The sequence below is a fragment of the Streptococcus suis genome, from assembly GCF_046032535.1.
GTDB classification, from domain to species: Bacteria; Bacillota; Bacilli; order Lactobacillales; family Streptococcaceae; genus Streptococcus; species Streptococcus suis_AK.
Genome location: NZ_JARQPL010000066.1, coordinates 1 through 4,718 on the forward strand (window position 1 = coordinate 1; position 4,718 = coordinate 4,718).

Annotated in this window: 4 protein-coding genes; all 4 read left to right on the plus strand. The window is 30.1% G+C overall.

Annotation, left to right across the window (positions count from 1 at the left end; translation table 11 throughout):
• Positions 1-145: 145 nt before the first annotated feature.
• The 4 genes from P7J58_RS11175 (at position 146) to slmA (P7J58_RS11190) (ending at position 4,560) form a co-directional block, all read left to right on the plus strand.
• Positions 146-2,263 carry a peptidase domain-containing ABC transporter gene (locus P7J58_RS11175; protein WP_024394060.1) on the plus strand — a complete coding sequence of 706 codons (2,118 nt, stop codon included), beginning with the start codon at positions 146-148 and terminating at the stop codon, positions 2,261-2,263.
• A 1,647-nt stretch (positions 2,264-3,910) separates the two neighbouring features.
• A complete protein-coding gene (slmA, locus tag P7J58_RS11180) occupies positions 3,911-4,099 on the plus strand; it encodes a salivaricin M family lantibiotic (RefSeq protein ID WP_024394059.1) in 189 nt (62 codons plus the stop codon).
• Between the two features lie 15 nt (positions 4,100-4,114).
• A complete protein-coding gene (gene slmA, locus P7J58_RS11185) occupies positions 4,115-4,297 on the plus strand; it encodes a salivaricin M family lantibiotic (protein WP_024394058.1) in 183 nt (60 codons plus the stop codon).
• Between the two features lie 80 nt (positions 4,298-4,377).
• Positions 4,378-4,560: a salivaricin M family lantibiotic gene (gene slmA / locus P7J58_RS11190; protein WP_408556358.1), complete on the plus strand. Its 183-nt coding sequence runs from the start codon at positions 4,378-4,380 to the stop codon at positions 4,558-4,560.
• The last annotated feature ends 158 nt before the right edge of the window (positions 4,561-4,718 follow it).

The following is a 4,718-nucleotide window of genomic DNA, read 5'->3' on the forward strand; positions in this document are numbered from 1 at the left end:
CAAGGAGGAAAAGAAACAACCATGAGTCCATTCCATGACTCTATTGTTCTGGAAAACCTTGCAATAGTCAAGTTAACGTTTTTACAATTATTAAAAATTTGGAATTGAAAAATCCCCATAAACTTATTTTACGAGGAGGAATGTAATGAAGAGAAGAGTACCATTTATAGAACAGCATCAAAAAACAGAGTGCGGTTTATGTTGTGTAGCAATGGTATCAAGTTATTTTGATCATGAGATTTCTGTCAAAGCTTTACGTAATATTCAAGAAACCGGAAGGGATGGAACAAATTTTGGAAATTTAATTGATATATTAGAAAATATTGGATTTTCTATTAAGTCGTTTCGTTATCCTAAAGAACAAGTTGAAAATTTCTCTAAAATTTTGACTCCAGCAATTGCCTTATGGCAAAGTAAACATTTTGTAGTAATTGAGAAGGCAAATGAAAAATTTGTATGGATTGTCGATCCAGAGCTTGGTAGAATTAGATATAGTTTGGAAGAATTTTCAGAAGGTTTTTCAGAGTATCTAATCAGTATAGTAGATAGTTCACAAGTATCTAGTAGAAAGAGTAAAGAAAACTTTCAAGTAGTTTATAAACAGTTGTTAAAAACTTGGTCATATTTTATTCCATTACTTTTTTTAACACTAGGTAGTTATGGAGTAAATTTTATTTTTCCTCTATGGATGCAACAAATTTTAAACGAAGTATCGCAGGGAGTATTTATTAAACAATTCGATTTATTACTTAGATTCTTAGGTTTTGTCTCCATATATTTTATTATCATGTTGTGCCAGAGATATTTTGCAATTATATTAACAAGTACTATTGATGAGGGACTAAACAATAGTGTGATAAGTAACCTATTTAAATTACCTTATAAATTTTTTTCTACTAGAAGTAGCGGAGATTTAATCTACTCAATAAATGGTTTGTCTAGAATCAGACAGTTATTTACAAATCAGTTTATACTTGGGATTTTAGATATAGGGTTTGCTATTTGCATTTTAATCTATTTTGCTAGATTTAATTATATTATATCCTTATTAGCTATTCTATTGCTTTTTTTGAATCTTTCTATATTATTCTTGACCAAACAGAGTTTAGAACAAAGAAATAAGTCATTTATAATTTCTCAAAATGACTTACAGAATAAACAAATTGAAATGGTTTATTCTATGATGGGAATTAAAATGGAAGGTTTTGAAGACCAGACATATAAGCAGTGGAAGAGTTTATTTGATAAAAATATATATAGGTATAAATGTAGCGAAATTTTTTCAGGATTTGTGAATTCGTTATTTACTATTATCACATTTATTTCACCTTTTGTATTGCTATTTGTTTCCTTACAATCAAATAGTAGTGTTGGTATAGGAAGTGTATTTGCACTTTATTCTTTAAGTACTCTTTTATTCAGTAAAACTAATAATATTTTTGAAACAGTAGTATCATTTTATAATAGTAAAACGTTTTTAGCTAGGATAGTTGAAATTTTAGAAGAAGACATGGAGGAAAATGGACAATTAAAATTTGATTTAAAAGGTGATATTGAATTAAGAAATGTATCATTTTCATATACAAAAGATAGTAAAAAAGTTTTAGAAAATATTTCTTTAGAAATAAAACAAGGAGAGCAGGTTGCAATTGTCGGATCATCTGGTTCTGGAAAAAGCACTCTATCTAAGTTATTAATTGGTCTATATCCAGCAAGTTCAGGAAAAATATTGTTTGATAATATAGATTATGATGAATTTGAGAAAAAATACTTACGTCAACAAATTGGAATTGTGCCTCAAGATATGACGCTTTTTAATAAAACTATTCTTGAAAATATTATAGGTGATAATATTATTTCACAAGAAGAAGTAGAGGAAATTTGTAAATTAGTAAATATTCACGATGAAATCCAAAATATGCCTATGGGGTATCATACGATAGTTTCGGAGATGGGATTGAACTTGTCTGGTGGGCAACGTCAAAGAATTATTTTGGCTAGAGCATTAGTCAAGAAACCTCGAATTATGCTCTTAGATGAAGCGACAAGCTATTTAGATAATGTAAACGAAAAACAAATAATGAGAAAATTTAAAGAGCAGAATATTACTATAATTTTGATTGCACATCGTTTATCTACAATTATTGACTCTGATCAGATTTTTGTTATGGACAATGGAAAAATTTCTGAGAGAGGGACGCATAGAGAGCTATTAAATAATAGAGATGGTTTATACAGTCAACTTTATCAAATGAATTATTAATTTTAATAAAAAATCTCAAGTTTAAGTTATTTTGCATCAAATGAGTTGATTATGCTTATCATTTGTATCATACTTCCAAGAAAAGTAAGAATAATCTTATGTTTCAGAGATATGGAGTTTAATTTTATAGTATCACTTACTAACAATATTGGAAAATGTAAAAAAAATTGAAAAGAATCCTACTTCGTCAAGGATAGTGAGTGATTTACCATAACATACGAGAGAATCAAGATGGTTCTCTCTTTTTATTAGATTTCCTGCAAAACAAAATAATTATTTAGAATTTTAGAAAATTTTGCAAAACCTCATTTGTCAAATTAAGTTAGATATTTTGAAATAACTCAGAAAAACTTGGTGTAGAGTTTGGTAGTTCAAGGATTTTCTAGAAATTAGATTTCTTTTACCGATTATAGCTGATAATAATTCTTGGGAAATCTTATTGAAGGCTATCTGATTTGGAAGCCCATGTTTCCGTAGTGAGCCAGGATGTTCATTGAAGCCTCGTTAACCAAGGGGTTGTATTGACCCCAAAAAGTTGGATACTTAATAAATGCTTGCTAGACTTTAAAATCTCGGAAATCTCTGTTACAATAGTCATAAGTTTTATATCTTTCTAAGGGAATGTGGTGTTCTCCTAGGATATAGGACTTTTTTCGTTTTGTAAAGGTGTTTCCGAGATTTATTTTACACTAACTGAGAGTATACTGTCATTTGGGAGAGCGTAATCGCGTGAAACTTGTCTTAAAGAATAGCTCTGAAGGGACACTGTATCCATTATTTCTTTAACTCAAGAGAGTAGTATGTATTTTTGGTCTTTTTGACCACTTCAATACCATAGCGGTCCATCAAGCGAATCAGATACTTCAGTCCACTGACGTTGACATCAAATTGGCTACAAATCTGTGACCAACTAACTCCTTGTTTTTTTAGCTTGTATATCTCTAATTTATCCTCATGGGTCAATTGGAGATTTTTCGTTATCGGTGATTGTCTTGTATAATCTTAGCTTATGTAAATAGGCTCTTAGAACTTCTTTTTGTTAGTGTATTCTCATTGGGAAAATGTTTTAGAAGATAGGTGGTATATTTTTCTAAATCAAGCTTATGTTGCTTGGTAATTGCCAAGAGGTTCATAATGATATTTCTCTGAAAGAATAGCCAATTTTGTTAGTCAAATTGCCATAGATTAATACCTTATTCAAAATGGTTTCTATTGTTTCTTGATTGAGAGCTTGAAACAAGGTAAGTTTTAATTTAATTTTCTAATACGAACTTTAAGAACAGATTATTTTTGTTTTTCTGATAACAACGACAAGATTGTGGAATTTCCAAAGAAATACTCCATTGTGACATCAATATAGCCTCCAACTTTAGCAGTATGCTGAAGGTGTGAGAATTATGATAGATACATTGTCATAGAGCTAAATTGATTGTTCCATTTTAATTGTTCAAGCTAGCTTGACATAGATAGAAAAAGATACTTCACACGGAGTCTATTACTATATTAGAATATATAGCTAATCAATCTGTATTGTCATTTTTAAAGCGTTCAATATTATTGCACGATTTACTCATTACTAAAGCTATTTAACGATGTATACTTAGTAGTGTAAAGATGATCATCTAAAAAAAGAAAGGAGAGTTGTTTATGACTAAAGATATTCATAAACGTGAAGAAATTGATAGTCTTGATTTTGAAGTAAACGAGCAAGAGCTTTCAGGCAAATCAGGTTCAGGCTGGTTCACGGCAGTTCAATTAAGTCTAGCAGGTCGTTGCGGTCGATGGTTTACGGGTTCATTTGAATGTACTAGTAACAACGTAAGTTGTGGTAAATAAAAATAGGAGAAAACGATGGAAAACAAGAAAATGTCATCAGAGATTGATAATTTGGATTTTGAAGTAAAAGAACAAGAACTTTCGGGTAAATCAGGTTCAGGCTGGTTTACGGCAGTTCAATTAAGTCTAGCAGGTCGTTGTGGTCGATGGTTTACAGGTTCATTTGAATGTACTAGTAATCATGTAAAATGTGGTTAACTAAGGATTAGAAAATTTTATTCTGATAAATAGAGTTTGTTAAATTTACTATAAACAAGGAAAGTTTTGCGAGGGACAATATGAAAAATAAGCAATATAATTCAGAAATTGACACTTTAGACTTTGAAGTTAGCACTCAAGAATTGGAAGGAACTTCTGGTGCAGGAGGCTGGTATTCAGCATTTAAAATGACTCTGGCTGGTCGCTGCGGTCGATGTTTCACATGTTCTTATGAATGTACAAGTAATAATGTTAATTGTTAATTTAGGAAGTATATATGTTTCTTGAGATGTGTAAACTTTCCTTGTTATAGTTGACAGAGATAGAGTTAAATGATAAATTATAGTCTAGTGGTAAAAAGTCAATAGAAAGTTGATTAATTTTTAGATGATTTTCTAGACAAAAGGGTGCACTAAAAACA

Coding starts and splice junctions, on each gene's coding strand:
- slmA (WP_024394058.1), top strand. CDS start 4,115: ATGGAAAACAAGAAAATGTCATCAGAGATTGATAATTTGGATTTTGAA.
- P7J58_RS11175 (WP_024394060.1), top strand. CDS start 146: ATGAAGAGAAGAGTACCATTTATAGAACAGCATCAAAAAACAGAGTGC.
- slmA (WP_024394059.1), top strand. CDS start 3,911: ATGACTAAAGATATTCATAAACGTGAAGAAATTGATAGTCTTGATTTT.
- slmA (WP_408556358.1), top strand. CDS start 4,378: ATGAAAAATAAGCAATATAATTCAGAAATTGACACTTTAGACTTTGAA.